The sequence below is a fragment of the Microbacterium sp. ZXT2-5 genome (assembly GCF_055329545.1).
In genome coordinates this window covers 635,569-660,966 of sequence record NZ_JBUZWD010000001.1, presented here as the reverse complement: position 1 = coordinate 660,966, position 25,398 = coordinate 635,569, and the positions used below count along the sequence as shown (strand labels likewise).

26 protein-coding genes are annotated in these 25,398 nt (G+C 69.4%); 14 read left to right on the top strand and 12 right to left on the bottom strand.

The window, feature by feature from the left end:
• Position 1 precedes the first annotated feature (1 nt).
• A complete protein-coding gene (locus ACZBH1_RS02905; protein WP_452325465.1) occupies positions 2 to 949 on the top strand; it encodes a DUF4432 family protein in 948 nt (315 codons plus the stop codon).
• A gap of 49 nt (positions 950 to 998) precedes the next feature.
• On the opposite strand, the gene ACZBH1_RS02900 is transcribed toward ACZBH1_RS02905, so the two are convergent.
• From ACZBH1_RS02900 to aztB, 5 genes are all read right to left on the bottom strand, one after another.
• Positions 999 to 2,051, bottom strand: a complete 1,053-nt coding sequence (locus ACZBH1_RS02900; protein ID WP_463645455.1) for a DUF5005 domain-containing protein — start codon at positions 2,049 to 2,051, stop codon at positions 999 to 1,001.
• Between the two features lie 150 nt (positions 2,052 to 2,201).
• Positions 2,202 to 3,413, bottom strand: coding sequence for a zinc metallochaperone AztD (gene aztD / locus ACZBH1_RS02895; RefSeq protein ID WP_463645454.1), 1,212 nt, complete (start codon positions 3,411 to 3,413; stop codon positions 2,202 to 2,204).
• Positions 3,414 to 3,439: 26 nt separating this feature from the next.
• Entirely contained in the window at positions 3,440 to 4,363 is a 924-nt protein-coding gene (gene aztC, locus ACZBH1_RS02890) for a zinc ABC transporter substrate-binding protein AztC (protein ID WP_463645453.1), read from the bottom strand.
• Positions 4,360 to 5,592 (bottom strand): ABC transporter, encoded by a 1,233-nt coding sequence (locus tag ACZBH1_RS02885; protein WP_463645452.1) that lies wholly within the window; start codon positions 5,590 to 5,592, stop codon positions 4,360 to 4,362. The genes aztC and ACZBH1_RS02885 overlap by 4 nt, the downstream gene beginning before the upstream one ends.
• Before the next feature lie 56 nt (positions 5,593 to 5,648).
• Complete coding sequence (gene aztB, locus ACZBH1_RS02880; RefSeq protein ID WP_463645451.1) at positions 5,649 to 6,491, bottom strand: zinc ABC transporter permease AztB; 843 nt, start codon at positions 6,489 to 6,491, stop codon at positions 5,649 to 5,651.
• Positions 6,492 to 6,598: 107 nt separating this feature from the next.
• Here aztB and aztA point away from each other — a divergent pair, with 107 nt between their 5' ends.
• Together aztA and ACZBH1_RS02870 are read left to right on the top strand one after the other, a co-directional pair.
• Positions 6,599 to 7,312 carry a zinc ABC transporter ATP-binding protein AztA gene (gene aztA, locus ACZBH1_RS02875; RefSeq protein WP_463645450.1) on the top strand — a complete coding sequence of 238 codons (714 nt, stop codon included), beginning with the start codon at positions 6,599 to 6,601 and terminating at the stop codon, positions 7,310 to 7,312.
• Positions 7,313 to 7,348: 36 nt separating this feature from the next.
• Positions 7,349 to 8,611, top strand: a complete 1,263-nt coding sequence (locus tag ACZBH1_RS02870) for a DUF2254 domain-containing protein (protein WP_463645449.1) — start codon at positions 7,349 to 7,351, stop codon at positions 8,609 to 8,611.
• 61 nt (positions 8,612 to 8,672) lie between these two features.
• On the opposite strand, the gene ACZBH1_RS02865 is transcribed toward ACZBH1_RS02870, so the two are convergent.
• Positions 8,673 to 8,807 carry a hypothetical protein gene (locus ACZBH1_RS02865; protein WP_452325459.1) on the bottom strand — a complete coding sequence of 45 codons (135 nt, stop codon included), beginning with the start codon at positions 8,805 to 8,807 and terminating at the stop codon, positions 8,673 to 8,675.
• A gap of 137 nt (positions 8,808 to 8,944) precedes the next feature.
• On the opposite strand from ACZBH1_RS02865, the gene ACZBH1_RS02860 reads away from it, so the two are divergent.
• From ACZBH1_RS02860 to ACZBH1_RS02845, 4 genes are all read left to right on the top strand, one after another.
• A complete protein-coding gene (locus ACZBH1_RS02860; protein WP_336398216.1) occupies positions 8,945 to 9,109 on the top strand; it encodes a hypothetical protein in 165 nt (54 codons plus the stop codon).
• An 81-nt stretch (positions 9,110 to 9,190) separates the two neighbouring features.
• Entirely contained in the window at positions 9,191 to 9,505 is a 315-nt protein-coding gene (locus ACZBH1_RS02855) for a TraR/DksA family transcriptional regulator (RefSeq protein WP_463645448.1), read from the top strand.
• A 73-nt stretch (positions 9,506 to 9,578) separates the two neighbouring features.
• Entirely contained in the window at positions 9,579 to 9,779 is a 201-nt protein-coding gene (locus tag ACZBH1_RS02850; protein WP_463645447.1) for a hypothetical protein, read from the top strand.
• 103 nt (positions 9,780 to 9,882) lie between these two features.
• Positions 9,883 to 10,599, top strand: coding sequence for a head GIN domain-containing protein (locus tag ACZBH1_RS02845; RefSeq protein ID WP_463645446.1), 717 nt, complete (start codon positions 9,883 to 9,885; stop codon positions 10,597 to 10,599).
• 41 nt (positions 10,600 to 10,640) lie between these two features.
• Here ACZBH1_RS02845 and ACZBH1_RS02840 read toward each other — a convergent pair whose 3' ends face one another.
• Together ACZBH1_RS02840 and ACZBH1_RS02835 are read right to left on the bottom strand one after the other, a co-directional pair.
• Positions 10,641 to 11,276 carry a cyclase family protein gene (locus ACZBH1_RS02840; RefSeq protein ID WP_463645445.1) on the bottom strand — a complete coding sequence of 212 codons (636 nt, stop codon included), beginning with the start codon at positions 11,274 to 11,276 and terminating at the stop codon, positions 10,641 to 10,643.
• Between the two features lie 75 nt (positions 11,277 to 11,351).
• Positions 11,352 to 12,209: an NmrA/HSCARG family protein gene (locus tag ACZBH1_RS02835; RefSeq protein WP_463645444.1), complete on the bottom strand. Its 858-nt coding sequence runs from the start codon at positions 12,207 to 12,209 to the stop codon at positions 11,352 to 11,354.
• A 218-nt stretch (positions 12,210 to 12,427) separates the two neighbouring features.
• Between ACZBH1_RS02835 and ACZBH1_RS02830 the strand changes: the two genes are divergently transcribed.
• Positions 12,428 to 13,183 (top strand): IclR family transcriptional regulator, encoded by a 756-nt coding sequence (locus ACZBH1_RS02830; protein ID WP_463646650.1) that lies wholly within the window; start codon positions 12,428 to 12,430, stop codon positions 13,181 to 13,183.
• Between the two features lie 15 nt (positions 13,184 to 13,198).
• On the opposite strand, the gene ACZBH1_RS02825 is transcribed toward ACZBH1_RS02830, so the two are convergent.
• From ACZBH1_RS02825 to ACZBH1_RS02815, 3 genes are all read right to left on the bottom strand, one after another.
• Entirely contained in the window at positions 13,199 to 13,900 is a 702-nt protein-coding gene (locus tag ACZBH1_RS02825; protein WP_463645443.1) for an IclR family transcriptional regulator, read from the bottom strand.
• 90 nt (positions 13,901 to 13,990) lie between these two features.
• On the bottom strand, positions 13,991 to 15,139 hold the full coding sequence (alr, locus tag ACZBH1_RS02820; RefSeq protein ID WP_463645442.1) for an alanine racemase: 1,149 nt from the start codon (positions 15,137 to 15,139) through the stop codon (positions 13,991 to 13,993).
• Between the two features lie 27 nt (positions 15,140 to 15,166).
• Complete coding sequence (locus ACZBH1_RS02815) at positions 15,167 to 16,690, bottom strand: amino acid permease (protein ID WP_463645441.1); 1,524 nt, start codon at positions 16,688 to 16,690, stop codon at positions 15,167 to 15,169.
• A 285-nt stretch (positions 16,691 to 16,975) separates the two neighbouring features.
• Between ACZBH1_RS02815 and ACZBH1_RS02810 the strand changes: the two genes are divergently transcribed.
• Genes ACZBH1_RS02810 through ACZBH1_RS02800 form a run of 3 tightly spaced genes read left to right on the top strand, consistent with a single transcriptional unit; the run spans position 16,976 to position 20,816 of the window.
• Positions 16,976 to 18,031, top strand: a complete 1,056-nt coding sequence (locus ACZBH1_RS02810; protein WP_463645440.1) for a homoserine dehydrogenase — start codon at positions 16,976 to 16,978, stop codon at positions 18,029 to 18,031.
• A complete protein-coding gene (locus tag ACZBH1_RS02805; RefSeq protein WP_463645439.1) occupies positions 18,028 to 19,440 on the top strand; it encodes an aldehyde dehydrogenase family protein in 1,413 nt (470 codons plus the stop codon). The genes ACZBH1_RS02810 and ACZBH1_RS02805 overlap by 4 nt, the downstream gene beginning before the upstream one ends.
• Positions 19,437 to 20,816: an aspartate ammonia-lyase gene (locus ACZBH1_RS02800; protein ID WP_463645438.1), complete on the top strand. Its 1,380-nt coding sequence runs from the start codon at positions 19,437 to 19,439 to the stop codon at positions 20,814 to 20,816. The genes ACZBH1_RS02805 and ACZBH1_RS02800 overlap by 4 nt, the downstream gene beginning before the upstream one ends.
• A gap of 33 nt (positions 20,817 to 20,849) precedes the next feature.
• On the opposite strand, the gene ACZBH1_RS02795 is transcribed toward ACZBH1_RS02800, so the two are convergent.
• Positions 20,850 to 21,293: an Lrp/AsnC family transcriptional regulator gene (locus ACZBH1_RS02795; RefSeq protein WP_463645437.1), complete on the bottom strand. Its 444-nt coding sequence runs from the start codon at positions 21,291 to 21,293 to the stop codon at positions 20,850 to 20,852.
• Positions 21,294 to 21,416: 123 nt separating this feature from the next.
• Here ACZBH1_RS02795 and ACZBH1_RS02790 point away from each other — a divergent pair, with 123 nt between their 5' ends.
• From ACZBH1_RS02790 to ACZBH1_RS02780, 3 genes are all read left to right on the top strand, one after another.
• Positions 21,417 to 22,688, top strand: a complete 1,272-nt coding sequence (locus tag ACZBH1_RS02790) for a trans-sulfuration enzyme family protein (protein WP_463645436.1) — start codon at positions 21,417 to 21,419, stop codon at positions 22,686 to 22,688.
• Positions 22,685 to 23,584, top strand: a complete 900-nt coding sequence (mmuM, locus tag ACZBH1_RS02785; protein ID WP_463645435.1) for a homocysteine S-methyltransferase — start codon at positions 22,685 to 22,687, stop codon at positions 23,582 to 23,584. Before ACZBH1_RS02790 ends, mmuM begins: the two co-directional genes overlap by 4 nt.
• Before the next feature lie 911 nt (positions 23,585 to 24,495).
• A complete protein-coding gene (locus ACZBH1_RS02780; protein WP_463645434.1) occupies positions 24,496 to 25,218 on the top strand; it encodes a hypothetical protein in 723 nt (240 codons plus the stop codon).
• Positions 25,219 to 25,398 lie beyond the last annotated feature (180 nt).

The window sequence follows — 25,398 nt, the reverse complement described above, 5'->3', positions numbered from 1 at the left end:
CGTGCCGATCTCCCTCACATCCGAGGCGCTCACCGCGATCGTCACGCCCGAGCGCGGGGCGGACGTCGTCCAAGTCGTCGATCGTGCCACCGGCACGCCGCTGTTCGCGGAATCGCCCACGCGACGCGTGGGGACGGCGGCGGGGTCGGTGACCGACACGCAGGCGGAGTGGCTGCGCGGCTATCCCGGTGGATGGCAGTTGCTCGTGCCCAATGCCGGTCCCGAGCGCGCGCACGACGGAGCCCGCCATGGCTACCACGGCGAGGCGTCCCTCGCGACGTGGGACGTCGTGGCGCAGAACGCAGATTCCTGCGACCTCGAGACGCACCTGCTCACCGCGCCGCTGCGGCTCCGCCGTCGCGTGTCGGTCGCCGGCAACGCGCTGACCATCACCGACGACATCGAGAACCTCTCACCCGACGCCGTGGAGACGCGGATCGTGCAGCATCCTGCCTTCGGAGCGCCGTTCCTCGACGACCGCAGCTATGTCGTCACGTCGGCGGCGACGATCGTGACCGACCCGGATGCCCCGGGCAGTCTGGCCGGCAAGGATGTCGTCGGCGCACCCGACGATGTGCTCGAGGCAGGACCGGTGCACGGCAGCATCCGTCTTCCCGGCCCCGGCTCCCGGGCGTCGCTGTTCGCCGCGCTCACCGGGTTCGAGACGCCGGAGGTGACGTTCTGCAGCCCGACCAAGGGCGTCGCCGTCCGACTCGAGTGGGACGGCAATCTCCTGCCGCACGCGTGGTTGTGGATCGAGGCGAATGCCGGCAGCGGCTGGCCGTGGTTCCGGCGCCTGTACGCGATCGCCGTGGAGCCGGCGAACGTGATCCCGGGCGAGGGTGGCACGCCGCCGCTGCTCCGTGGCGGCACCGGTACCCGCATCGCGCCGGGCGGGCTCATCACGATGACCACGTCGCTCACCCTTCTCGCGCTGGCGGCAGGCTGACCAGCGTGCGTGCGTGCATCGGTGAGGCGGGGCACCCAGCCTCACCCGGTCACGCGAACGTGATCTCGATGAGGTGAGGCTTGTACACCGTGGAGTCGATGAAGGTCATGTAGGTCACCCTGCCGCCGTCACGCGCGAACTCCGGATGCTCCTTGCCCGCGTTGAAGAGGGCGTCGTCGGAGGTTCGCTCGGGCCGGAACACGACCTCGGGCTCGCTCCACGGGCCGGTGAGCTCGGGCGCGGTGCGGATGACCAGGATGTTGTCGCGCTGGTACGTCGTGAGGGAGATGAAGCACCCGAGATACGGATTCCACGACGACGACATCTCGTTGGGGACGTCGGAGAAGAGGCACGCCGTCGGAGCGAACGTGTCGGACCATCGCACCGGAGCATCGGGCTCGGCGAGGGTCGGTGCCTGCACCAGGTACTCGAACGCCGACAGGTCTTCGATCCGCTCGGGCCGCACCCGCGCGAGGTACATGTCACCCGCCGACTTCGACTCCGGCTGGATCGACCCCCACAGATACAGGTGCTCCCCGTGCGGCTGCACCCAGACACCGAACCCGGGCTCGTCGCCCTTCCACCACTCATGACTGCCGTCTGGCGCGGTAAGCCGATCGAACCGGTAGTCCGGGCCGGTCGCGCGGGCGACGCCCATGCCGTCGAGCGTGAATGTTTCGAAGACGTCGAGTGTCGGGTCCATCGTGATGCGGTGGTAGTACAGGTAGAGGCTGCCGCCGGTGTGCACCCCGTGGATGGCCCACAGCCGCTGGGTCGACTTGTGCTCGGGGGCTATGAAGCCGATCAGCTGGCGTGCTCGCTCGCCGCTCGGCTCGGTGAGATAGCGGAACGTCTTCACGCCGTCGGACAGATCCTGCAGCGGCACGATCGCTCCCGTGTTCGAGAGCACCTCGGTCAGCTCGAAGCCCCGGATCGTGTCGAACGGGCCCTCGACGGTGTCGCCGAAGATCCAGAAGGTGTCGTCTCCGGGCAGCATCACCGACGTCACCGCGTCCTGCCCCGTGATGTCGACGTCGTTGTCACTGAACTGCACGCCCAGGTCGCGAACCGACGCGACCAGAGGGCTGGGTCGTAGCGCCATCGCACGAGCCTCCCGGTGTCTCCCCCTCAGGCTATCGGCTGGTCGTGTTCGCAAGAGCGGCGCGCCGCTCCCGACTCGCGCCGTGTGGGTTGAGCCGACCGGCGAGCGGGGACGAACCATCAGGCGCGCCCCCGCTGCGCCTCAGCCGACTCAGCCGGCCGCCACGGCGATCTCGTTCGGCGTGATGTCGAGGGTGGCCGTCGCCTCGATCTCGCCCGTCGTGAGATCGACGGCGTGGATCTCGTCGGAGGCGGGCTCGGTCACGTAGGCGATGTCGCCCTCGACGACGATCGCGGGGTGCGGATTTTGCCACTCGGCGGGACCCTCCCACGCCTCGATGACGGGGAACGCGTCGACGATCTCGCCGGCGGCCGGGTCGAAGACGTGCACGGAGCCGTCGGTCGCGAGGATGTAGGCGAGATCCTCGGGCCCGCGCGCGATGTCGCGGAACGTGTACTCGACGCCCTCGGGAAGGTCGACCACCTCGAGCGTGCCGGCCTCGGTGTCGATGACCGCGACCGCACCGAGGAGGTAGCCCTCGGCATCCGGATCGTTCCTGTAATCGCCGACGACGAGCGGGCTCGTCTCGCTCACGTACGCGTTGCCGATGCGGCCGTAGGGCTGGTCAGGGGCGTCGAGCTTGAGGATCTCGCCGTCGCGGTACAGCAGCGCGCCGTTCTCGCAGCCGAACACGACCGCCTCGTCGGCCGCGGTGCCTTCGCCGTGCACGCCGGGGCAGGCGTCGCTCGTGGCGATCACCGCGCCGGACTCGTCGCTCGCCGAGATGCCGGTGCGTCCGTCGGCGTCGCCGACCGTGGTGAGGAAGGTGCCGTCCTCGAGCGCGACCGAGACACCGTGATGGGCCTCCACGCCCGGGATCGTCTCGGTCTCGGGCAGCTCGCCGGAGGAGGAGAGCAGCGCGTCGGTGTCGAAGATCGTCGTGTCGCTCGTGCCATCGGCGTAGAGGATCGTCTTGCCGCCGTGGCGGACCACGTGGCCGGGGGCGTCGGCCTCGAAGATCAGATCCGTGAGCTCGGCATCGTCCGGGCTTCCCGCCGCGGTGTCGAGCACCTGGAAGCCCTCGCTCATCGTGACGAACACGTGGCGCCCGTCGCCGGACGGGTTGAGCCGGGTGAACTCCTCGGCGGTGAAGTCGGCGACCGGCTCGAGGCTCTCGCCGTCGAGAACGACGATGCCGCCGTCGTACGAGACGGCGATCCGCGACCCGGCAGCGGTGGCCGACGGCGTCTGGGCGCCGCTGCCGACGGACGCGGATGGCGCCGACGAACAGGCCGCCAGGGTCGCGACGACACCGGCGGCGACGGCGATCAGGCCGGCGCGACGCAGCGTGCGTGTGCGCATGGGTGTTCCTCTTTCTCGGTGGGGGCTCATTGCGCGAGCCCGGTGACGATGCGCTGCGTGTTCTCGCGCATCATGGTCAGGTAGTCCTCGGCACCGCCGCCCTCGGCGGTGAGCGACTCGGTGTACAGCTCGATGACTTCGACGTGCAGGTCGGTCTCCTGCGCGAGGGCGTGCATCAGGCGGTCGGGCGAGGACGACTCGGCGAACACGGCGGCCACGTCGTTCTCCTCGATCGCCGACACGAGGTCGGCGAGGTCGGACGCGCTCGGCGCGGCGAGTGTCGTGCCGCCCGGGATCGCGGCGCCCACGACGCGGAACCCGAAGCGGTCCGAGAGATACCCGAACACGTGGTGGTTCGTGACGAGCGCACGGCGCGGGGCGGGAATCGTCTCGAACGCCGCCGACATGTCGTCGTCGAGCTGCCGGAGCTCCGCGAGATAGGCGTCGACGTGCGCGTCGACCGCGGCGTCATCCACCCCCGGGAGTTCCGACAGGCGCGGGCCCAGCGCCTCCACCACGTCGATCATGCGGGCCGGGTCGGTCCAGAAATGCGGGTCGGGGGTGCCCGCGGCGTCGCCGGTGGCGTAGTCGAGCACGTCGATCGACTCGCCGGCGACGAACCTGTCGACCCCTTCGGCCGCGGCGGCGTCGAGGTGCTGCTGCAGCCCCTCTTCCAGGCCCAGGCCGTTCGACACCAGCAGGTCGGCGGTGCGCAGGCGCGCGGCATCCTGTGCCGAGATCTCGAACGAATGCGGGTCGGCATCCGGCCTCATGAGCGTCATCACCTCGACGTCGTCGCCCGCGAGCTCGCCCACGACGTCACCGAGGATGTTCGTCGACACCACGACGAGCGGGCGATCGTCGGCCGTCGGCGTGCAGGCGGAGAGGGCGGATGCCGCGACCGCAGCGCTCAGCAGGGCGGCGAGCACTCCGGCGCGCCGGCGGGTCATCGGCCGGTCTCCGCGAGCAGGGCGGGCGACGTCGGCGTCTCGAACGTCCTCGAGATGCGGGCGGCGTCGGCGTAGTCGATCTCGTACACGACGTGCTCCGCGGGCCCGTTCAGGTACGCGCGGGGCTGGTCGGCGATGAGCGTCGGGTGGGCGGCATCCGTCGCGAGCGATTCCGCGACCAGCGGTTCCGTCTGCGACAGCAGCGCCCCGGTCGCACCGTCGATCACGAGCACCCGCCCGTCCGCGCCGAGCGCGAGCACGTGCTGCGCCTCATCGTCGATCGCCGTCGCCTGCACGATCGGCCGATCGACGGGGAGCAGAGTCCAGCTGCGCTCGCGGGTGTCCAGCAGCCAGATCTCCCGGTCTCCCGCGGTCCCCGCGACGGTGGGGCGGCCGCCGCGTCCCGCGAGCGTCGTGGCCGGGGGAGCGGTCGACACCTCGGGATACGGGATCCGCTCGAGCTGCACCTGATCCTCGACGAGGGTCGCGAGCAGCGCACCGTCGGCGCATCCGATGACCGCGCCGACCCGCGTCGTGACGGTGCCCCGCGCCTGGGTGCAGTCGGCGGTGGCGCCGGGCACCCCGTCCTCATCGAGGACCGTGACGGATGCCGCGACCCCGCCCTGCGGCTGTGTCACGAGCGCGTACGACCCGATCGGCACGATCATGCCGTCGTGCGGCTCGGTCTCGAGGCGGAAGCGCTCGACGAGCTGGCCCCGCGACATCGCCGCGGTATCGAGGAGCACCGCTTCACCGCTGCCGGCGAAGAAGACGCCGGTGCTGCCGGTGGTGGACGACAGGGTCGTCGCCACGGTGGCCGGTCCTCGGCCCGGCACCTCGCCGAGCATCGCCGGTTCGGCGAGGTAGTAGTGGAAGTGGTCGACGTGGTCCCAGGTCCACCGGCCGCTGTCGATGACCGCGACGCCCTCGCCGCTGTCGGCGAAGACGTAGCGGCCGTCGGTGCTCGCCCGAGATGAGGACGCCACCTCGCCGAGCTCGGCCACGGTCTCGTCGAGCAGGTCGAGCTGACGCACGAGGCCGTCCGGGTCGATCGTCACCAGGGCGAGCGGCGGCTCGCTCACCTCGGTCGCGCGGTCGACGGCACCGTGATCGCTGGATGCCGGACTCGCGGCGGGCACGCCGGCGCCGGTGCCGGCGCAGCCGGTGAGGACGAGTGCGGTGAAGGTGAGCGTCGCGGTGCGCGCGGCGAGGCGGGAGCGGTGGGGCACGGGGTCTTCGTTCCTTCGTGGGGTGGTGGCGGGCTGGGCGACCACCGGGCTGGGCGTCACGCGTACGTCACCTGGGCGGCTTGCGTGCGGTCGTGGAGGCCGCGCCCGGCCCACGACGCGGCCGCGAGGAGGATCGCGGTCAGGGCGATGGAGGCGCCGGCGGCGGTGCCCGCGTGCCACGACAGCAGCAGGCCGAGCACGACGGCGCCGACGCCGAAGACGCACGCGAGGACCATTGCGGACGGCAGCCGGCGGGTCCAATGACCGGCGGCGACCGCCGGCGCGATGAGCAGGCCCACCACGAGCAGCGAGCCCACGGCCTGGTACGACGAGACGATGGCGAGCGTGACCAGGCCGACCAGCGTCGCCTGGGCGAGTCTCGGCCGGAGCCCGAGCACGGCCGCGACGCGCGCGTCGATCGCCAGCGCCACGAGTGAGCGGTGAGCGGCGGCGGCGACCACGACGCCGATCCCGGTCGCCCACGCGAGGACCGTGAGGTCGTCGGCTGAGATCGCCAGGATGTCGCCGAAGAGGATGGCCGTGGCATCCGTCGCGAAGCTCGCCGAGTGCGAGACGACGATCACGCCGGCAGCGAGCATGGCCACGAAGAGCATGCCGATGCTGGTGTCGTACGAGAGCCGGCCGCGCCGCTGCAGCGCTCCGATCCCGAGGCTCATCGCGACCGCGCTGACGGCGGCGCCGAGGAGCACGGGCGCCCCGAGCAGGGTCGCCACGGCGACGCCGGGGAGCATGCCATGGCCGAGCGCCTCGCCGAGGAACGCCATGCCGCGGGCCACGACCCAGGTGCCGACGACGCCGCACAGCACGGCCACGAGGCTGCCGCCCACGAGGGCACGCTGGACGAACTCCAGCGCGAATGAGTCGGTGATGAGGGGCACGAGCGACGACGGTAGCGTTAATGAGAATGATTCTCAAAATCGGCTAGGCTGACGTGGTGTTCCTTCGTAACTCGTCCGTCGCGGCTCTGTCCTTGCGTGGGGTCTGCGTGGACTACGCCGGGTCTCCCGCCCTGCTCGGCGTCGACGTCGAGGTGGCCGCGGGCGCGCTGACGGTGATCGCCGGCCCGAACGGAGCGGGCAAGTCGACGCTGCTCGAGGTGCTGGCCGGAACGATCGCACCGCGCGCCGGCAGCGTCGAGATCCTCGCCGCGTCACGCGCCTTCGTGCCGCAGCGGACGGCCATCGCTCCGACCCTGCCGCTCACCGTCCGAGATGTGGTCAGCGTGGGAGCCTGGGGCCGCGTCGGCGCGTGGCGCCGGCTCGATCGCGCGGTGCGGGAAGCGGTGGATGCCGCCCTCGAGCGACTTGAGCTCACCAGCCTGCAGCGAGCGGCCTTCGGGGCGCTGTCCGGCGGCCAGCAGCAGCGGACCCTCCTCGCGCAGGGGTTGGCGCGAGGGGCCGACACGCTGCTGCTCGACGAACCCACGAGTGCCCTCGACGTCGACAGTGCGGAGCGGATCGTGCGGGCGATGAGAGCGGAGGCGGATCGCGGCGTCGCCGTGGTGTGCGTCAGTCACGATGACGCGGTGATCGACGCGGCGGATGTCGTCATCCGCCTGGAGTCGGGTCGTGTCGGCGCGCGGGGTGGGGTAGGCGACGGCGGGGATGCTGCGGAGTCGGAGGCGATGGCGGCGAGCGCGGGGTCCGCAGTGGAAGCGAGCCCTGTCAAGCCACTGCGGCACTCCGAGCGATCGAAGTAGCCTCCTCACACGACGACGCGTAGCGGAGGGCACAGCGTGAGAACCGGGCGGCTCCAGAACCTCTGGCGGAACATCTCGAGCAGCTTCTGGTTCGTCCCGTCTCTCGCGGTGGCGGCAGCCCTCGTCCTCGCGGGCGTTCTGACCGGTGTCGACGCCCGCCTGAGCGGCCTGGATCACTCGTCGGTCCCGTGGCTGTTCGGCGGAACGGCGGATGCCGCGCGCAGCGTCCTGTCGACCATCGCCGGTTCGCTCATCACGGTCATCTCCATCGCGTTCTCGCTGACGGTGATCGCGCTGCAGCAGGCATCGTCGCAGTTCTCGCCTCGCGTCATGCGCCGGTTCACGGGGGATCGCGTCAACCAGATCGTGCTCGGCGCCTACATCGGCACCTTCGTCTACTCGCTGATAGTGCTGCGGGAGGTGCGCAGCCCCGAGGAGGGCGCGTCCGGGTTCGTCCCCGCCCTCTCGGTCTCGGTCGCCATCGCGCTGGCGATCGTGTGCGTGGGCCTGCTGATCCTGTTCATCCACCACATCTCGCAGATGCTGCAGGTCGACCTCGTCGAGCGGCAGATCCACGACGAGATGCTCGAACGACTGGACCACCTCTATCCCTCGATGGTCGGCGAGCCAGCGGCGGTAGAGGATGCGGCGGCGGGGGATGCGGCCGAGGACGCGGCGGGGGAGGGCTGGGAGATCCGGTCCACCGAGACCGGGTTCGTCCGGTCGATCGACGATGCGGCGCTCCTGAATGCTGAGCTCGAGGGAGTCACGCGCGTGCGCATCCGGGTTGCTGTGGGAGCGTTCGTCGCGCACGACGACCTGCTCGCGACCGTCGCCGGTGCGCCGGCGGATGCCGCGGAGACGACGCGCGCGATCCGCAAGGCCGTCGTGATCGACGCGACCCGCTCTGCCGAGCAGGATCTGCTCTTCGACGTGCGGCAGCTGGTCGACATCGCGCTCCGAGCGCTCTCACCCGGGATCAACGACCCCACCACGGCCGAGCATGCGCTGTACTACCTCGGCGACCTGCTGGGGAGACTCGGGCAGCGCGCGTTCCCGTCGCCGGTGCGCACGGCGCCGGGTGGCGGCATCCGGATCATCGTGGCCCGTCCCTGCTGGGACGACTTCGTCGCGGCGTCGTTCGATCAGATCCGCGAGAGCGCGCGCGGCAACGTGCATGTCATCGACGTGCTGCTCGATGTGCTGCGCCGCCTGGAGCACGCGGTGCCCGTGGAGCGGGTCCCGGCCGTCCGCGCGCAGATCGCCCTCGCCATGGCGGAGCGCCGCGACGCCCGGTAGGCGGCGCGGCGGGTCCGGGCGGTGCCGCGGGCTCCTCACGACGAGGAGCCCGCGCCGTTCGTCAACCGGACGCGCCCTTGCGTGGCTTGATGAACGCCCGTGACTCGGCGCTCGCGCGCTTCTCGGCGCGCTTCTCCTTCAGCGACGACTGCGCGACCTTCTTCGCGCCGCGTGCTCGCGGTGATCTGTCTGACATGACGACTCGCTTCCCCTGGTCGGCTGGCGGGTGAACCCCTGACCATAGCCGTCTTCCCAGGAAAGTCAACTCGTGCGACTCGCGACAGAAAAATCCGCTGACTTGCCTTTTTCTGGAACCGGGCTATGGTGATGGCCATGACCACGATGGCCCGCCCGCACCGCATGGAGCGTCCCACCGACGCCTCCGTGGTGACGGCAGTGGCCGACATCGCCGGCGCCCGTCACGAGGTGCTGCCGCCCCGGCGGAGCGGCGCGGATGGACTGCGCGTGCAGTCCACCCGTCGCGTCGCGCCCCCGTAGCACCGGTCCCTTCGATCGGTCCGAACCGGACACCCTGCGCGTCGCACCTGCGGCGCTTTTTTTGTACCCAGAGGAGCACAGATGTCCATCGAAGCCACCGAGTCCGTCCCCATTGCCAGCCTCCAGCGCGAGCTGGAGCGGCAGCTCGAGGAGCGGCTCGCCGTCCTTGCGGAGCTCGAGCCTTTCGCGCTTCCGAGCGTCGACCCCGTCGCCTACCAGACGGCGGCATCCCACCGCGCGGTCGTCGAGCTGATCACCGCGGCGCTGAATCGGATCACCCAGGGCACGTACGGCCGCTGCACCCGGTGCGGACGGCAGATCGCGCCCGCGCGGCTCGAAGTACTGCCGTACGCAGCCGCCTGCATCGAATGTCAGAGCCATGCCGAAGCCGCGTAACCGCAAGCCCGTCGCCATCCCATCCCTCCCGCCGATGGCTCGAGCCGCCGGGGTTCATCACGGAGAAGCTGCGATGACGACCCTTCCCGCCCGGGTTCTCGCTCGCGCGGGCAGGATCCTGCATCCGCGCGGCGACCGTCCGGTCGTGCATCGCCGGCTCGTCGATCGGGGCTCCGAGCGGCCGCCCGGCGGGGGCGGTGCTGCGGGTGCCGCGGACGCCGGCCCGGCGCGGGCGTTCCGCGGAGCGACCGCTCGCTTCGTCGCGCTCGGCTGACCGCCCGGGTGCCCGCCGGGGGACCTTCGGCCCATGGCGGGTGGCGGCCGATGGCTTGACTGTGTGGCGGCGCACTCGTCGCCGACGAAGGGAACGAGCTGCGATGAACAGAATCGGATGCCGCACCCTCGGCGTCGCTCTCGTGACCGCCGCGTCCGCGCTCGCGCTCTCGGGGTGCTCGCTGATGATCCCGGTCGGGCCGATGACCTCCGAGGAGCGGGACATCGGCGACGTGTCGCAGGTGGTGCTCGACACCTCCGGTGATGTCGTCGTGTCGGAGGGGGAGCCGTCACTCACCGTGCACGCGCCGGAGGGGGTGATCGAGCGTCTCACGTCCGAGGTGGACGGCGACGCCCTCGTGCTGGCCGCCGAGCCCGGCCTCACGATGGGGTTCAGCGACGTGCGGTACGAATTGACTCTGCCGCGGCTCGAGCTGATCGAGTTGAACGGCTCCGGCGATGTCGAGGCGACGGTGTCGAGGGACGGCACCGTGCAGCTGGACCTTGATGGCTCGGGCGACGTCGACTGGTCAGGGCTGGATGCCGATCGCGTCGAGGTGCGGATCTCCGGCTCGGGTGACGTCGTGCTGTCGGGCTCGGCCGTCGAGCTCTCCGTCGACGTGGAGGGGAGCGGCGCGGTCGACGCCGAACAGCTCGAGGCGCGGGATGCCGTCGTCACCCTTTCGGGATCGGGTGAGGTGGACATCTCGGCGAGCGAGAGCCTCGCCGTTGACCTTTCGGGCAGCGGGCAGGTGTCGTACTCCGGTGACCCGAGTACCGACCTGCGCGTGTCGGGTTCCGGGGACGTCGTGCGCCGATGAACGCGCGTCGAGGCGCGGCCTACACGGTGAGGGTTGCGTGCTCAGTCGACGAACGCGACTGCCCGCACGGGTGCGCCGTCTCCGGCGAGCCGTAGCGGGAAGAACCCGACCCGCACCCGCGCGGGGAGACCGTCGAGCCCGCACACGTTCTCGACGATGAGCCCATCGCCGCTGAGCACGACGTCGTGCACCGGAAAGCCGCCGTCCGACCCGGTGGGGTCGGGGCTCAGCGTGTCGACCGCGAGCACTCGCATCCCTCGCGTCATCAGCTCTCGTGCGGCGGACGGATCCAGTGACGGATGCCGCAGCCCCCGATCCGTCCCGAACCACTGCGCCCAGCCGGTGTCGATGACGATGATCGCGGGCAGCGTCTCGGGGAGCGCACCGTCTGCGGTCAAGGCATCCCACCCGTAGCGCTCGCCGTCGCCGACGCCGCGGACCCGGATCAGCAGCGCGTCCGCGACCAGCTCGTCGAGCGCGACGTCGGCCATCGTCCGGCCGCCCGGCACGGTGTGCGCCGGCGCGTCCACGTGGGTGCCGGTGTGCGAGCCCAGGTCGAGGTGCGCGACGGCGACTCCGTCGTGCGAGAGCGTGAGGGCCGGCCGGATGGCGACCGCCGGGTCGCCGGGGTAGACCATCATGCCGTCGTGGATCGGGTGACTCAGGTCGCGCAGCATCCGTTCATCATGCCTCTGCCTCCGCGCGCGGCACCCAGCCTCGGCCACGGCACGATGGTGCGGGGGACGGATGCCTCAGCTCGTCGCAGCCAGCCAGGTGCGCACGTCCATCGCCTCGGGGAGGATCTCGCGCGTCTCGGCGGGATCCGCACGCAACGGGTTGTCGTGCAGCCAGCGCCACATGGTGATCAGGTCGTCGCCGACGAATCGGCGGAAGAGGAACAACGGCATGGGGAAGCGCGGCGGCTTCCGCCCGCGCACTTCGCGGTAGATCTTTCTGCACTCCGAGAGGGATCTGACATCCGCCACGAGGTTCAGGCTCCGCCCGACGAAGCGCTCCGGATCGGCGAAGGCCTTCGCGGCGATGGCCCCGACGTCACGCACACTGATCCACGTGACGCGGTAGTCGTCGCCCAAGAGCTTCGGCATCGTGTACCAGGTCGAGCTCTGCGGAAAGTACGCGGCGTCCGTCATGAGCTCCATGAAGGCCATCGGTCGCAGGACGGTCAGCGGAAGGCCGAGCCGGCGGAACCCCTGCGCGATCTCGATCTTGGCGTCCCACTGCTCGATGCCCCGCTTCTGGTCATCGAGTCCGGCCGAGCCGTAGACGACGTGCTCGACACCAGCACTCGCAGCGGCCTCGCCGACGTTGCGGCCCTGGCTGATCTCGACCTCGATGGCCCCGGAGCGCGGCAACTGGACGCTGTACACGCCGTAGGCGCGGGCGAATGCTGCGTCGAGCGACGCCGGATCCTCGAGGTCGGCGCGGACGATGTGCGCTCCCAGACGCCTCAGCTCAGACGCTTTCTTCCCGCCGGGTGTGCGGGTGATTGCGCGGACGGTCCAGCCATCCGCGAGCAGGTGGCGCGCAACCTGACCGCCTTGGCGGCCCGTGGCGCCGAGCACCGCGATCGTTCGCCCCGTCGTCGACATGGACGTCACTTCCCACGTGAGAGTCGGCGCGCCGTCGCGCCTGTCGTGATTGTACGGCGGCGGGTCATCGCGCGTCAGTCGGGTGCCGTCGCGATTCGTCCTCGACGACATGGATCTGGTGTGACCACCGCCCGCCTGGCGAGCAGAGCCGCAACCGCCCCCCTCGATATCCTCTCCTTGTGACTCTGCGTGACGAGGTCGCTCCCGAGCGGACCAGTATGGGCCGCGGGATGGACGTGGTGTCCTGCGTAGCTGAAATGTCCGCGGCGAGCGGGCAGGGCGTATCCGTGCAGGCCATTGCGCGAGCGCTGCAGCGCGACCGGTCGCAGGTCTCCCGCACCCTTGCCGCGCTGGCGGAGGAGCGGCTGGTCTCGCGAGGTCCCGACGGTCGCTACCGACTGGCATGGGGCTGGTACGCCTCGGCGGAGCAGCTGGTCGAAAGGCGTCTGCGCAGCGAGGGCCTCACGATTCTCGACGAGCTTTCAGCGGACGTGGGGGAGGCGTGCTTCCTCGGAGTCCTCGAGGGTGATGCGACGGTCACGATCGTCGAGAGCGTGCCGCCAGCCGCACGCCTGATCGGTTCGTGGGTCGGGCGCGCGTATCCGGCGTTCTGCAGTGACGCGGGTCAGGCGGTGTTGTGGGATGCCTCCGATGAGGAGGTTCGCGGCGTGTTCAGCCGCACGAGCTTCCGCAGCGCCGGTCCCGACGCCGCCGCTTCCGTCGATGAGTTCCTGGAGCGCCTGAAGCAGTCGCGGGCCAGGGGCTACGCGATCGTGGCGGAGGAGGCCGAGCCGGGCCTGTACTCGGTGTCGGCGCCGGTGTGGGACTTCCGGGGCGAAGTCATCGCCGGCCTGCAGATCGTGGGAGAACGGCATCGCCTGGAGCCGAGGTCGGAGGCTCTGGGAGCGGCGTGTGTGGACGCTGCACAGCGTCTGTCGGCGGTGCTCGGCGCGGGCGAGGCTCGGGGCGAGTGACCCGGAGCGGGCTGCTCACGACTCCTGGATGAGCCGGCTCAGCCGTGCGCAGGCGTCGCGAAGCGCAGTCTGGGCTTCTCGTGCACGGCGCTCCGAGAGCCCGCCGATGCTGATGCCGATGGACACCACGATGCCGCGCTGATCGCGGATCGGCAGCGCAAAGTCCCGCACGCCTTCGACGTATTCCTCGTGCGCATCCACAATGCCGAGCTTGCGGTCCCGCTCGAGCAGCTGATGGAGCTGATCGATCGATCTAGCCGCGCCGGGACCACCGACGCCGACGAATTGCACGTCGGCGAGGAGCGCTTCGAGGTCATCGCGCGTGTGGTCCCAAAGGAGGGCCCTGCCGGGTCCGGTGCACCAGATGGGGGTTAGGATGCCGGGGCGCAGGTAATCCGCGGAGACGCCCGGGCCCTTCTCGGAACGGAGCAGGATCGCGCCCGGCCCCTCGGCGGCGACCAGTTGCGCCGAAACCCCGAACGTGGAGGCGAGCACGCGCAGACTCTCACGCGCCGCTCGGAGCCACGGCCGGCTCAGGGCCCCGGCGGCGCGGAAGTAGCCGTCGCCCGCCTTGAGCACCGCAGCGTTGTCGCGATCGAGGTAGCCCAGTTCTCGCAGCTCGCGTGTGAGGCGCGAGACGCGACTGCGCTCGATGCCGGTGGTCTCGGCGAGGCGTGAGGCGTTGTGCCCTTGCCGTCCCGAGCGCTCCTGCGCCACCGCCGCGTCAAGCAGCGCGAGACCCTGGAGGAGTGAGGACGGGGCGCTCATGATCGGGGGTGCTTTCTGGGCCGATGGACGAGGGGCCGGTCACCCGGTGGGAACCGCTTCGGAAGCCGGCACGTCGACGACGACGCGCGGATTCAGCCGACCCCACGCAGTGTACGAGCCGGCGGCGATGGTTCCGCTTGCCCGTTCGATGTCGGCGGAACGGATCTGTGCGGATCCCTGCCGCCCGTAAAGTACCACCTCGTCGCCGACCTGAGCCGACGGCACCTGGGTCACGTCGATCACCAGACTGTTCATGGCCAGCCGATCGATCACCGGTGCGAAGGCGCCGTGGACGAGAACGTGCGCCCGGCCGCCCAGCGTGCGCGGGTACCCGTCGGCGTAGCCGACGGGTACGACGGCCAGCCGGCTGGCGCGATCGATGCGCGCGGCCCTGTCGTATCCGACCGTGCTGCCCGCCGGGTACGGGTTGATCGCCGCGATGCGCGACATCAGCCTCATAGCCGGACGCAATACCGGGACCGCGGCTGACGTGTCGCCGTAGAGCGCGGCACCGATTCGGACCATGTCCATGCGCGAGTCGGGGATGGTCAGCGCCGCGTACGAGGTGGCGCAGTGCTTCTCGAATCGGCCGCGCGGAGCACCCAGCACCCGCTCGGCCGCGCCGGCCTGATTCTGAAAGGTGAGGGCGCCGGCGCGCACATCGTCGGCGTCTTCGCAGGGGAAGTGCGAGCAGATTCCGACGACGGCGAGCTCAGGGCTCGCGGCGACGCGTCGCAGGTGAGGCTGCGACCGAGGGTCGCCCCAGTCCATTCCATCTCGACTGAGGCCCGTGGAGTTGAGGGAGAGATGGACGTGGACAGGACGCCCGAGCGCGCGGGCGGCGGCGATCACGACACGCGCGTGATCGCCGCCGCCCACCCACTCTTCGATATCGAGCCGGCCACCCTCCTGGATCTCGTCGCGCAGTGCGGCGCGGAGGCGGATGATGCGTCCCGAGAATCCCAGCCGGCGTGCCTGCTCGGCCTCCTGGTTGGAGGTGATCCCGATCGTGTCGATACCAGCCGCCATCAGGATCGGCAGGACGACCGGGATGCCGTGGCCATAGGCATCCGCCTTCACCACCCCGCAGAGCCGCGTCGTCATGCCGACCTCGCTTCGAACGACATCGACGTTGTGGGCGATGGCGCCGGCGTCGATCTCGACCCAGACGGGACTCGTGGTGGTCATGCGTGGCGGAGGCCTGGTCGGTGCGGTCTACCCGCGGGGCTGACGGAGGGGCTCTTCGGCGACGGGGTCGTCGGCCAGGTCGACGGGAGCTTCCTCCGACACGGCGACGACCGGGCGCGCGCCACGGCGTCCGTAGCGCCACCAGAAGTACAGGTAGCACAGCCCCACGAACGGAACTCCGAAGTACAGGGCGGCGACCTGGTTCGGGTCGAACGCGATCGCCACCAGCGAGATCGACAGAAGCACGAACGCCAGGATGGGCAGCACCGGGTACAGCGGTGTGCGGTACGGCAGCGTCGTGATGTCGCCGCCTTCGCGCACGAACCGGCGGCGGTGGAAGAACTGCGACGCCACGATCGACATCCACACGGCGACGACGGCGAAACCCGCGATCGACACCAGCACCAGGTACACCGTCTGCGGCGCGATCACGCTGGAGATCAGCGACACCAGACCCAGCCCGAGGCTGACGGTGAGAGCGACGAGCGGGATCCCCCGGCGGGTGAGGCGCTGCAGCACCCGCGGCGCGTGTCCTTCCTCCGCGAGGGAGAAGAGCATCCGGGCGCAGGAGAACAGGCCGCTGTTGCCGGCAGACAGCAATGCGGTGATGATGACGAAGTTCATGATGTCGGCGGCGTAGGGGATTCCGACGTACTCGAACACGTCCACGAACGGGCTGCTGGTCAGGCCGGCATCCTCGTACGGCAGAAGCGCGGCGATGACCGTGATCGACCCCACGAACAGGATCAGCAGTCGCAGGACCGTCGACCGGATGGCCTTCGGGATGTTCTTGCCCGGGTCTTTGGTCTCACCGGCGGCGACGCCGATCAGCTCCGAACCGCTGAATGCGTAGAAGACGGCGAGGGCGGTGACGACGACGCCGGCGACGCCGTTGGGGAAGAGGCCGTCCGGGGTGACGAAGTTGCTGAACAGCGGGCCGGCGGGGTGTTCGGCCGAGAGCGGTGTGAAGCCGAAGATCGCCATGCCGCCGAACACGATGAGCGCGACGATCGCGACCACTTTGATCAGCGAGAACCAGAACTCGGTCTCGCCGAAGACCCGTGCCGAGATCGCATTGATGGTGAACAGTCCAAGAGCGAAGATCAGGCACCACACCCAGACGTCGACGCCGGGGAACCAGCGCTGCATCAGAATGCCGGATGCTGTGAACTCCGATCCGAGGGCGACGACCCAGCACAGCCAGTACAGCCACGCGGTGGTGAAGCCGGTGGCGGGACCGATCGACCGTGCCGCGTAGATGTGGAACGCACCCGAGACGGGATAGGCCAGCGCCAGTTCGCCGAGGCAGGCCATCACCAGCCAGACCACGAATGCGCCGATGAGGTAGGCGATGATCGCGCCCAGCGGGCCGGCCTGGCTGATGGTGTAGCCCGAACTCAAGAAGAGTCCGGAGCCGATCACCCCGCCGAGGGCGATCATGATCAGGTGTCGGGCGTCCATCGAGCGCTGCAGTCGTCGCAGCGGCACCTGTGTCGCGGTGGTGTGTGGCAGTGCGTTCGGAAGCGCACTCTGTTCGGGCAGCGGGCTCATGACTTCTCGCATTCGAGTCGGGAGTCGGTGTTGGGATGTCGCCGTGCTACATCATCACAACCATGTGTCTATGATGCACGACGCGCGTGTCGGGCAGATTACGGGGCACGGGGGCGGTGCACAAGGCATCCGAGGGAATTCGCGGCGTGCAAGACCGATTCGGGCAGACCTTCTTCGCGGTGGTCAGTTTGGCATCCTGTGCGAGCGATCCGACAGGCGCGGGCTGACGCGACCGCTGGGGATGCTGAGTCGAACCTCTTCCCGATTCTCTTGAAGGAGCTCGACGTGGACCGTCATGACATTGCGTTGATCGGTTTCGGCGGCGTGAACCGTGCGCTGGCGCAGATCATCCTCGACCGTGGCGACGAACTCGCCACCGACCTCGGCTTCGCTCTGCGTGTCGTGGCCATCACCGACCTCCGCCTGGGATCGCTGATGCAGGCCGACGGCATCGACCTGGCCGACGTGTTCGCCATGCGCGACGGCGAGACCTTCGTCGGCCGCCCGGGGGGAACGGCGGCGCCGCAGAACGACTACGTGATCCGCAACAGCACGGCCGACATCGTGGTCGAAGCCACCTTCACCAACCCCACCGACGGGGAGCCGGGGATCTCGCATGTGCGCGCCGCGCTCGAGACCGGCAAGAGCGTGACCACGACGAACAAGGGCCCGGTCGCGCTGGCCGGGCTCGAGCTGAACCGTCTCGCGGCCGCGAACGGCGTCACGTTCCAGTACGAGGGCTCGGTGGTCAGCGGCACGCCCATCCTGAGGTTCGCTTCCGAGACGCTCCAGGGTCTGCGGATCAACGCGGTCGAAGGCATCCTGAACGGCACCAGCAACTACGTGCTCGGTCAGATGGAGTCTGGCATGACGCTGGACGCCGCGGTGGCGGAGGCTCAGGCGCTCGGTTACGCGGAAGCCGATCCGACGGCCGACGTCGAAGGCTCCGACGTGCAGCTGAAGGTCGTGATCCTCGCGAACGAGATCCTCGGTGCCGACATCACCACGGCCGACGTGACCCGGCGGGGGATCTCCGAGGTCTCCGCCGCCGACATCATCGAAGCCGCTGCGAACGGCAAGCGCTACAAGCTGATCGGGTCGGCGTTCCGCAACGCCGCCGGAACGGTCACAGCCAAGGTCGAGCCGGTGGCGCTGCCGCTGACACACCCGCTCGCCAGCGTCAGCGGCCCGACGAACGCGGTCTCATTCGACACCGATCTGCTCGGCACCGTGACCGTCTCGGGTCCTGGTGCGGGGCGCATCGAGACCGCCTACGCCCTGCTGTCCGACATCATCGCGATCGACGCGCACCAGCGGGCTCGCGTCGGGGCCGGCCGGTGAGCATCGTGGCGGACACGCAGGCCATCACCGTCGGATACCCCGACTTGATCGTCACGAATCCGTTCGATGGCGAGCTGATCGGCGCCGTCCCGCAGACCGGTCCGGCCCAGCTCGAGCAGATTCTGCAGCGTGCTCGCACCGGGTTCCAGCTGTCGCGGTCGTTGTCGCGGTTCTCGCGGCACGAGATTCTCCAGCGGGCGTCTGCGCTGCTGCGCGAGCGCGCCGAGACCGCCGCCGACCTGATCGTGCGCGAGACGGGAAAAACCGTCCGGCAGGCGCGAAAAGAGGTGTCTCGCGCGGTCATGACGCTCTCCCTGTCGGCCGACGCGGCCCGCTCCGATGCCGGAGAGGTCGTCCCCTTCGATGCGTTCCAGGGGTCCGAGAACCGCCGCGGGTGGTTCACCCGCGAGCCGCTCGGCATCATCGTCGCCATCACCCCCTACAACGACGCGCTGAACCTCGTCGCGCACAAGCTGGGGCCGGCCGTCGCCGGCGGCAACGCAGTCGTGCTCAAGCCGTCGCAGCTGACCCCGCTCACCGCGCGGTTCCTGGTCGACCTGCTCATCGACGCGGGCCTGCCCGATGAGATCATCACCGTGGTGCACGGCGACCGTGAACTGGCGCAGGCGCTCATCTCAGCCCGCGAGGTGCGCATGATCTCGTTCACCGGAGGGTTCGCGACGGGCGAGGCGATCGCCCGCGACGCCGGTCTGAAGAAGCTCGCGATGGAACTGGGTGGCAACGCTCCGGTCATCGTGTTCTCGGACGCCGACATTCCCGCCGCGGTCGAGGCGTGTGTGTCGGGCGCGTTCTGGGCTGCCGGGCAGAACTGCGTGGGCGCGCAGCGCATCCTCGTGCAGAGCGAGGTGTACGAGGAGTTCCGCGACCGCTTCGCGGCGCAGACCATCGCACTGAAGGCCGGCGACCCACGAGACGAAACCACCGATGTCGGCCCGATGATCTCCATCGCGTCCGCCGAGGCCGCTGAGCGGCTCGTGGAGGATGCCGTCACGGCGGGAGCGCGCGTGCTCGCGGGGCACCGTCGAGAGGGGGGCGTGTATTGGCCGACCGTCGTCGAGGGAGTGCCGTTCTCATGCGAACTGTGGGCTGACGAGGCGTTCGCGCCGGTGGTCGCGCTGTCGCCGTTCGAGACCGAGGAGCAGGCGATCGCGCAGGCGAACGATGTCGACTATGCGCTGCACGCCGCCGCCTTCACCCGCGACATCACACGTGCGCTGCGCGTGTCGGAGCAGCTCGACGCCGGCGGCGTGATGATCAACGACTCCTCCGACTACCGCGTGGACAGCATGCCGTTCGGCGGCTCGAAGTACGGCAGCATGGGTCGCGAGGGCGTGCGATTCGCGTACGAGGAGATGACCCAGCCCAAGGTCGTCTGCATCAACACATGAACCGCCTCGAAACCCGACTTGAGCGTGATTCGCTCGGCGAGCTGGCGGTGCCTGTCGACGCATACTGGGGCATCCACACGGCCCGGGCGCGCGAGAACTTCACGATCAGCAGCACGCCGATCTCGCAGCATCCCGACCTCATCGACGCGCTCGTCACCGTGAAGGATGCTGCTGCAGCCGCCAACCACGAGCTCGGGCTGCTGCCCGCGGGAGTCGCGGAGGCCATCGCCGCGGCCTGCCGGAGGGTGCGGGGCGGTGACCTGCGTGACCAGTTCTGCGTCGACGTGCTGCAGGGCGGCGCGGGCACCAGCACCAATATGAACGCCAACGAGGTGATCGCCAACGCCGCCCTGGAGCACCTGGGGCTGCCGCGCGGCCGCTACGACGTGGTTCACCCCATCAACGATGTGAACCGGAGCCAATCGACGAACGACGTCTACCCGACCGCGGTCAGGATCGCCGTGGCGAAAGGCCTGCTGCGGCTCATGCCGGCGCTGGAGGAGCTCGCCGCGGCGTTCGAGGAGCGAAGCGTCGCGTTCAGCTCGATCGTCAAGATCGGCCGCACTCAACTGCAGGATGCCGTGCCCATGACGCTCGGCGACGAGTTCGCCGCGTTCGCCGTCGCCATCCGCGAGGACGTGGCGCGCATCGGCGACACGGTGCCGCTGCTGCTGGAGTGCAGCCTGGGCGGGACCGCCGTGGGAACCGGAGTGACCGCTCCGGCCGGCTATCGCGATATCGCTCTCGAACGGCTCCGCGAGCGTGCCGGCCTCCCGGTGACCCCGGCGGCGCACCTCTTCGAAGCGAGCTGGGACGCCAGCGCCTTCGTGCAGTCGTCCGCGGTGCTCCGACGCTGCGCGATCAAGCTGTCGAAGATCAGCAACGATCTGCGGCTGCTCGCCAGCGGCCCGCAGGCGGGACTGGGTGAGATCCGCCTTCCGGCCCGGCAAGCCGGGTCGTCGATCATGCCGGGCAAGGTGAACCCGGTGATCCCCGAGGTCATGAACCAGATTGCTTTCGCGGTCATGGGCGCCGATGTGACGATCGGCGTCGCCGCCGAAGGCGGTCAGCTGCAGCTGAACGCCTTCGAGCCGATCATGGCGCACTCGCTCCTGCAGTCACTGAGCTGGGTGACCAACGGCGTCTCGGCGCTGCGCCGGTTCTGCGTGGAGGGCATCGAGGCCGACGACACCGTGCTCGCGCGCTACGTCGCTTCGTCCGTCGGAACGGTGACGGCCCTGGTGCCGTCCATCGGCTACGAGGCGGCCGCCCATGCGGCTCAGTACGCGCTTCGCACCGGCATCCCCGTCGCCGACGCGGTGGCGCAGCACACAGCGCTGTCCCGAGAAGAGGCGGCAGCGCTCCTGGCGCACTGAGCGCGCTGCCGCCCGGATGCTCGGGCGGCAGCGTCACCGGCGGTCGATCGCCCGCGACAGCGACACCGCGGTCACGGTGTCGGCCACGCCGGGCAGGGCCGCGATCTGCTCCCAGATCTGGCCCACGCGATCCATCGAGTCGGCCTCCAGCGTCACGAAGAGGTCGTACGCCCCCGACAGCACGTCGCAGCGAGTGACCTCCGGGATGCCCCGCAACGCGGCGATCACCCGATCGTCCCGCATCCTGTCGACGCGATAGACCATGACCATCGCGGTCACGCGTGGCCGCGACGCGCTCCCCCTGATGACGCTGTAGCCGGCGATGACGCCGTCGCGCTCCATGCGCTCGATGCGCTGCCGCACCGCGTTGCGCGACAGATGCACCTTGCCTGCCAGGGCGACCATCGGCATCCTCGCGTCCGCGGTCAACGCTGCGAGCAGCTGCTGGTCGATGTCGTCCAGGTGCGATGCGGCCACGATGCCTCCGTGCACGATTGGCAATTGCAAGTGTCAATGGCACACACTACCGTAGATCAGGGATGCCGTCCCAGACGACCCACCCTGGTGCAGACGTCTCTTCGCGGGAAAGTAAGGAACGCAATGTCGCAACGGCCGGACCGCCGACGGGCTGAGACCCTGTCAGACCTCACCCTCGCCGTGCACGGCGGCAATCGACTCGACTCCACGAGGGCGCTGCGCACGCCGTTGGTGATGGCGAACTCCTACGCGCTTCCCGACGATCCGAGCGACATCAGCTGGTCCGCCTCCGCGCCAGGGCTGTACACCCGGAACACCGGCGTCAACCAGGCCGGTCTCCAAGACAAACTCGCCGCCCTCGACGGCGGCGAAGACGCCGTTGCGCTTGCTTCCGGCGTCGCCGCCCTGCACGCCGTCTTCTTCACCCACGTCCGCGTCGGCGACCACGTCATCGTCAGTGACGTCACGTACGAGGCGACCTGGAGACTGTGGACCGAACTCCTGCCGCAGCGGTACGGCATCGAGGCGACGTTCGTCGACGTCGGCGATCTGGACGCGCTGCGCGCGGCCTTCCGCCCCCACACCCGGCTCGTCTGCATCGAGGCGATCGCGAACCCCACCACCAAGGTGGCGGACGTCGGTGCGATCGCGGAGATCACGCACGCCGCCGGTGCGATCCTGATGGTGGACTCCACCTTCACGCCGCCGCCCTTCTACCGCCCGCTCGCCGACGGCGCGGATCTCGTCGTCCACTCCCTGACGAAGTACATCAACGGTCACGGCGATGCCATGGGCGGCGCCGTCATCGGTTCGCGCGAGCTCATCGAGCCGATCAAGGCCGATGCCATGGTCGACGTCGGGGGAGTGATCTCGCCGTTCAACGCCTGGCAGATCCACCGCGGCTCGGTGACCCTCCCGCTGCGCCTGCGGCAGCACCTGGCATCCGCGCTCGCCGTCGCCGAGTTCCTGGAGAGCGATCCGCGAGTGGAGTACGTCTACTATCCCGGCCTGCCGTCACACCCCGAGCACGACCTGGCGACGCGGCAGTTCGGCGGTCGCGGGTACGGCGGAATGATCGCCTTCGCCGTCGCCGGCGATCCCGACACACAGAACCGGTTCGTCGCCAACCTTCGGCTCATCACTTCGGGCTTCTCTCTGGGGCACGACGACTCACTGATCGTGCACACCGGAACCGAGGGCGGTCGCGTCGCCACCTACCCGCTGCCCTTCCGCACGTTCGGTCACCTGCGCCTCTCGGTCGGCATCGAAGAGACCTCCGACCTGCTCGCAGATCTCGAGGCAGCCCTCGACGCGACATTCCCGTCGTCGGGGTACCTCGTCGAGCCTCGTGACGCGGACTCCGCCGGGACCCGATCGGGGAGGATGAGCAGGTGACGAACCCGACGACACCTCGCGTGATCGTGCTCGACGGCGGACTCTCCAATGCGCTCGCAGAACGTGGCCACGATCTCACGGACGAGCTCTGGACTGCCCGACTGCTGCGCGACGCTCCGGGCGAGGTGGCTGCCGTACACCGCGCGTACTTCGACGCGGGCGCGCACGTCGCCACGACCGCCAGCTATCAGGCGAGCGTCGCCGGATTCGAGCACAGCGGCATGACCCGCACCGAGGCGGAGAACCTCATCACACGGAGCGTGACGATCGCCCGCGAGGTGCGCGACGACGTCGCCGAGTCAGCCGATGACGACGTCGTGCGTCTGGTGGCGGCATCGGTGGGTCCCTACGGAGCGGTGCTCGCCGACGGATCCGAGTACCGCGGTCGGTACGGGTTGAGCCGCGCAGCGCTTCGCGACTTCCACGCCCCGCGAGTGGAACTGCTCGCAAGCGCCGGGCCCGACATGCTCGCCTTCGAGACGATCCCGGACCTCGACGAGGTCTCGGTGCTCCTGGATCTCGCTGACGAGTTCGCGCTCCCCGCCTGGTTGTCGTGCACGGTCTCGGGGGATCGGCTTCGCGACGGCCGTCCGGCGACCGACGCCTTCGCTCTCGCCGCCGGCCATGGTTCCGTCGTGGCCGTCGGGGTGAACTGCTGCGCGCCCGACGATGTGCTGCCGGCGGTGCGGGCGGCGACCGCCGCGAGCCGCAAGCCTGCCATCGCCTATCCCAACTCGGGCGAGACGTGGGATGGCGCGGCACGTCGATGGAACGGCGAGCCGGGATTCGACCTGGCGCTCCCGAGCGCGTGGGCCGAGGCGGGCGCGCACTTCATCGGTGGATGCTGTCGCGTCGGGCCGGCCGCCATCGCCGCACTGGTGCGGGCACTGAGTTGAGTACCGGGCTGGATCCCCACCGCAAGCGCTACCGCCTGGGCTGCCCCACGCCTGACCAATCGGGCAGACCGACCAGCGCGGCTTCCTCACGAGGCGCGACGCCGACCTGTTCCTCGCAAGCGTCGAGGTGTCGAAGTGGACGCGACGGCGGGAGTCGAAACTCCTGATGGCCGAAGACGGTGTCGGAGGGATGAGCCCGGAAATCCGCGGGATGGACCGTTCCGCCGCGGAAAATCAGGGCCCTCCGGCTGCCTTGGGCCTCTTGTGTCGGTCGGCCTCGATCAGAGGTTCCGGGCTCGGTCTGCGCGGCTTGTGTCCAGAGTGTGTCCTCGCAGAGCGCGGATGAGATGACTGGCGTTCCACCAATTGCGGTCTCGGGTAGCCGCGCTATCAGATACTCGCGAGCGTCCGCCTGCAGGTGCGCGGTTGGCGCGCGCAGGCGGAGTGAGTCATCCGGCAGGGTAAAGGACGTCGAGTGGAACAGCCGCCACCGCGGGCTCCGAACACAGGCGTAGGTTCAGTCGGATGTCGTCGCAAGTGGACTACCTGTTACGACGACGTCGACGCGGCGGCGGGCTCTAGCTACAGAACCCTCGCAGCCCGGATCCCGCTACAGTGGTATGTGTGCTACAGATGGAACTGTGGCAAGCATCGCCGGCGAGAGCCCGGCTGCCAAGAGGAGTCCACGACATGCTTACAAAGGCTCGTCCCACCACGACGACCGCTGTCAGCCGTGCAACGGCACTTGTCGAGCAGGTCAAGGCAACTCCGATTGAAGACCTTCGAGAGAAGATGCTCGCGGCGAATGCACAAGGGACCGCTGCCATTCGGAGCGCCGCGGCAGAGCGCGATCGAGCGCGCGCCGAGGCTGCGGCGGCCAAGTTCCGCACAGCGTAACCGGCGCTCAGACGGTGCATTCGCCCCACCTGCGGGTAACCGAGCGTTGCCTCGTTGAAGATCTGAGACTCGACAAGTCGTACGCTGAGCGCGACGCACGCTATTTCTGCGCGGAACGCGAGATTTTGAGAGCGTTCGTCATCAAGCGGGAGGGCGCCCCAGACCAAGGCGAACACACGCGTGGCATCACGCCGTATGGAGCGTGGCTTAACTTGCACCATGGGCGGTCTCGAGCCGTCACTCTGTGGGACGCTGACGAGGACGTCTGCTGGTTGGTCGCGTTCAGTGAGACGCACGCTTCCGGAGAGGACCGCGACTGCTACAACTACTTTGTTGATCTCGGCAATGCTGGCACGCTTGCCCCAACCGACAGCGATTACAGGAAGCTCTTCGACCGCTCGATCCTGAATATCATCGACAAGCTGGGTGATCTGGGCGCCGATATGTTTGCGGATGCACGATCGAACCCGGGGTACGAATTCAACGAGACTGTGGCCGACTCGCTTGTGAGCATACTTATCGATCTCATCATCTTCGAGGACGGCGAGCTTGAGGAAGGCTGGGTGTCGTTCCAGTTCCCGCCCGAGACGAGCGTCGACCCCGATGATGCTGTGTTGCTGTTCGCCAAGTTGCTTCCGAAGGATGTGATCGCGCGGATGGACTTCGCCGCGGATTTCAACGGGCGTGACGCTCGACGGGATGAGATCATTTTCCACTGGGATCGCGCGCTCTCCTAGGCTTGCCAAGGTTCGTCGTTGCGCTGCGAGCCTTCGCTGGAACGAACGAGCCGATCCGGTAGGTCCGCTGAGAGCGCTGACTTGATTCGCATTCGGCGCGTCGTTCGTGCGCGAGTCCGTCAATGGGTACGTACCGGTGTGCCCAACGTCGCACCCATGACATTGAGCGAAGATGGCTAC

What these genes read in the sequence shown, in the direction of transcription:
- ACZBH1_RS02900 (WP_463645455.1), bottom strand. Translation starts at nt 2,051, where the DNA reads ATGGCGCTACGACCCAGCCCTCTGGTCGCGTCGGTTCGCGACCTGGGC.
- aztD (WP_463645454.1), bottom strand. Translation starts at nt 3,413, where the DNA reads ATGCGCACACGCACGCTGCGTCGCGCCGGCCTGATCGCCGTCGCCGCC.
- aztC (WP_463645453.1), bottom strand. Translation starts at nt 4,363, where the DNA reads ATGACCCGCCGGCGCGCCGGAGTGCTCGCCGCCCTGCTGAGCGCTGCG.
- ACZBH1_RS02865 (WP_452325459.1), bottom strand. Translation starts at nt 8,807, where the DNA reads ATGTCAGACAGATCACCGCGAGCACGCGGCGCGAAGAAGGTCGCGCAG.
- ACZBH1_RS02860 (WP_336398216.1), top strand. Translation starts at nt 8,945, where the DNA reads ATGACCACGATGGCCCGCCCGCACCGCATGGAGCGTCCCACCGACGCC.
- ACZBH1_RS02855 (WP_463645448.1), top strand. Translation starts at nt 9,191, where the DNA reads ATGTCCATCGAAGCCACCGAGTCCGTCCCCATTGCCAGCCTCCAGCGC.
- ACZBH1_RS02850 (WP_463645447.1), top strand. Translation starts at nt 9,579, where the DNA reads ATGACGACCCTTCCCGCCCGGGTTCTCGCTCGCGCGGGCAGGATCCTG.
- ACZBH1_RS02845 (WP_463645446.1), top strand. Translation starts at nt 9,883, where the DNA reads ATGAACAGAATCGGATGCCGCACCCTCGGCGTCGCTCTCGTGACCGCC.
- ACZBH1_RS02840 (WP_463645445.1), bottom strand. Translation starts at nt 11,276, where the DNA reads ATGCTGCGCGACCTGAGTCACCCGATCCACGACGGCATGATGGTCTAC.
- ACZBH1_RS02835 (WP_463645444.1), bottom strand. Translation starts at nt 12,209, where the DNA reads ATGTCGACGACGGGGCGAACGATCGCGGTGCTCGGCGCCACGGGCCGC.
- ACZBH1_RS02830 (WP_463646650.1), top strand. Translation starts at nt 12,428, where the DNA reads ATGGGCCGCGGGATGGACGTGGTGTCCTGCGTAGCTGAAATGTCCGCG.
- alr (WP_463645442.1), bottom strand. Translation starts at nt 15,139, where the DNA reads ATGACCACCACGAGTCCCGTCTGGGTCGAGATCGACGCCGGCGCCATC.
- ACZBH1_RS02815 (WP_463645441.1), bottom strand. Translation starts at nt 16,690, where the DNA reads ATGAGCCCGCTGCCCGAACAGAGTGCGCTTCCGAACGCACTGCCACAC.
- ACZBH1_RS02800 (WP_463645438.1), top strand. Translation starts at nt 19,437, where the DNA reads ATGAACCGCCTCGAAACCCGACTTGAGCGTGATTCGCTCGGCGAGCTG.
- ACZBH1_RS02790 (WP_463645436.1), top strand. Translation starts at nt 21,417, where the DNA reads ATGTCGCAACGGCCGGACCGCCGACGGGCTGAGACCCTGTCAGACCTC.